The 2,241-nt window shown below is 61.0% G+C and carries 3 protein-coding genes; 2 read left to right on the forward strand and 1 reads right to left on the reverse strand.

Going from position 1 to position 2,241, the window contains the following annotated elements:
• Positions 1 to 220: hypothetical protein (locus tag PRZ01_RS19100; protein ID WP_273598438.1), on the forward strand; the 220-nt coding region annotated here is incomplete at its 5' end.
• Here PRZ01_RS19100 and PRZ01_RS19105 read toward each other — a convergent pair.
• Positions 213 to 1,379: a type 1 glutamine amidotransferase domain-containing protein gene (locus PRZ01_RS19105; RefSeq protein ID WP_273598439.1), complete on the reverse strand. Its 1,167-nt coding sequence runs from the start codon at positions 1,377 to 1,379 to the stop codon at positions 213 to 215. The two genes, PRZ01_RS19100 and PRZ01_RS19105, sit on opposite strands and share 8 nt — an antisense overlap.
• A 173-nt stretch (positions 1,380 to 1,552) precedes the next feature.
• On the opposite strand from PRZ01_RS19105, the gene PRZ01_RS19110 reads away from it, so the two are divergent.
• The coding region (locus PRZ01_RS19110) for a phage late control D family protein (RefSeq protein ID WP_273598440.1) at positions 1,553 to 2,241 on the forward strand (689 nt) is incomplete at its 3' end.

The following is a 2,241-nucleotide window of genomic DNA, read 5'->3' on the forward strand; positions in this document are numbered from 1 at the left end:
CCCCTCCAGAACTCCCAGAAATCAATATCGATTGGATATCTTCCTGGGAGTTCCGACCATCGGCATTCACCCCAAATCACCAGTGTTCATGCGGGTTGGCGAGGTATTGCAGGTCAGACTGCTTACCGGTGCTGAAAACAGTAATGCGCAGAATGCGCCGGCCGCACCGATGACGGTCAATGATTTTTTCATGTTTATGCTCCTTAAGTGGCTTATTTGACTGCGGTCATACCGAGAGCTTCAATAACGCGCTGCGCCACGAGCTTCGACGACTGAGGATTCTGGCCCGTGATGAACTGGCCATCCCTGACGACAAAGGCCTCCCAGTTCGGCGCCCCTTCAAAGACTGCGCCGAGTTCGCGCAAACGAGATTCCAGTTGGAACGGCACTACGCTCGACAGGCCGACGGCGTTTTCTTCAGTATCGGTGAAGGAGTTGATCCGCTTGCCTTCGACGATCGACTTTCCGTCGGCACGAAGAGCGCTGACGAGGCCCGCAGCACCATGGCACACTGAGGCGATTAGCGTGCCTGCAGCGAATGCCGCTTCGACAGCACGGGTCACACCCGCATCAAAGGGCAGATCCCACATCGTGCCATGGCCTCCGGGAAAAAACACAGCGTCGAAGCTGGACGTATCAACCGATGCAGCCACATGCGTCATCTGGGCTTTGGCTTGTGCTGCCGGGTCGGCTAGGAAGCGCTCGGTCAATGCATCGTTCTGGCCGGTAGGCTTGATGCTGCTAGGATCAAAGGCAAGCGGACCACCTTTTGGGGTCGCGATTTCGATGGATGCCCCAGCATCAATCAACTGGTAGTACGGCACTACAAGCTCTTCGGCCCAGACACCGGTGGATTTGCCGGTGTCAGCGCGCCCCGCGTCTGCGGCGAAGGGTTCAATCTTGCTTTGAGTGTCCTGGCGCCATTCGCGCAGGACCTCGATCATGCGGAAAAGGCTGACTGCTGTAGGCTGCGTATTCAATTCGGCCTCGGCGATGTCAGTGGCTGTGCCGAGGCCCAGTAAATCGTGAGAGCCCAAGCGGCGCAACCCAACATAGCTCAGCGGCACGTTCATCCAAGGAAACAGCTCCAACTTCAGTGCCACCCTGGCGCGCATCGCCCCCTTCCACCTCGCCGCGATCACCGGCCCATGCTTGTGCACAGCCCCTTCGTGATAGATCCGCTCAATCTGGGCCTCGCGTTGGGCCGCGTCGGGACAGCGCCCAATATTCCATGCATGCCCGCAGATCCGAACTAGCGTTTGGCGCTCCTCAAAGTCATCCACAAAGACCAGGCTGGACAGCGCAAAGCTGGTGAAACACGCCAGGACTGAGGTAGGGCGCATCAAACTGAGTGCAGGCTGAGGCTCAATACGGGCCATACGCAGTCCTTGGCTGTTGTCGGAGGGCCCCAGTTTCGTTGCGACCTCTACCGCCTTCGCACCTGATTTGCGGGACAGACGCGACCTGATCGCCTCGGTTTGGGATTCCTTGGCTTGACCCGCCAGTAAGCCCCACCGTAGTGTCAGACATCTATTCTTATTTCGAGCCCACCATGCCTCCCCCTCCCACCCGCTACAGCGCTGCCGAACTGGCCGTGCGCATTAAAGAGACGCTGCAGGCTGGCGGCACTGGCATGGCGAACGCGGCCCAAGTCGGCCTGGAGTTAGGCCCCGACCACCCCCTGCTTCACATCACCCACTGGCACTACCGCCAAACCCTGCACGAGCCCTGGTGCCTAGACCTTAGGGCCAGCGGCGGCAACATCCCCGACCTCAGCACCCTGCTGATGCAGCGCGCTAGCTTTTGGCAGCGCGACGGTGTACTTGGCTTTCATGCCCTCAGCGGCCTGATCCAAAGCTGCGCTGAAGTGGACGATAGCGACGACCTCTTCCACTACACCTTCACGCTCGTGCCCGCGCTAGAGCGCCTGAGCTACAGCCGCCGCGAGCGAGTGTTTCAACGCGTCAACGCCGTGGAGGTGGCCCAAGCCGTGCTGGCCGAACATGGCTTGCAGCCGGTGGAGCTGCGCGAGTTGCCGCCCGATGTGGCCCGCTGGCGCCACCTCAGCCAGCACCGCGATGCCAGCGCCCCGCATCTGTTTGAAACCGATCTGCACTTCGTCCGCCGCATCCTCGCCGCCGAGGGACTGAGCCTGTGGCTGGAGCCCGACGCTGAGGACGGCCAAGAACGCCTCCTCATCGGCCGCGCCGGCCTGGGCGCCCGCAACGCCAAACCCCAGCC

It is taken from the genome of Roseateles koreensis (assembly GCF_028595305.1).
GTDB lineage: Bacteria > Pseudomonadota > Gammaproteobacteria > Burkholderiales > Burkholderiaceae_C > Paucibacter_A > Paucibacter_A koreensis.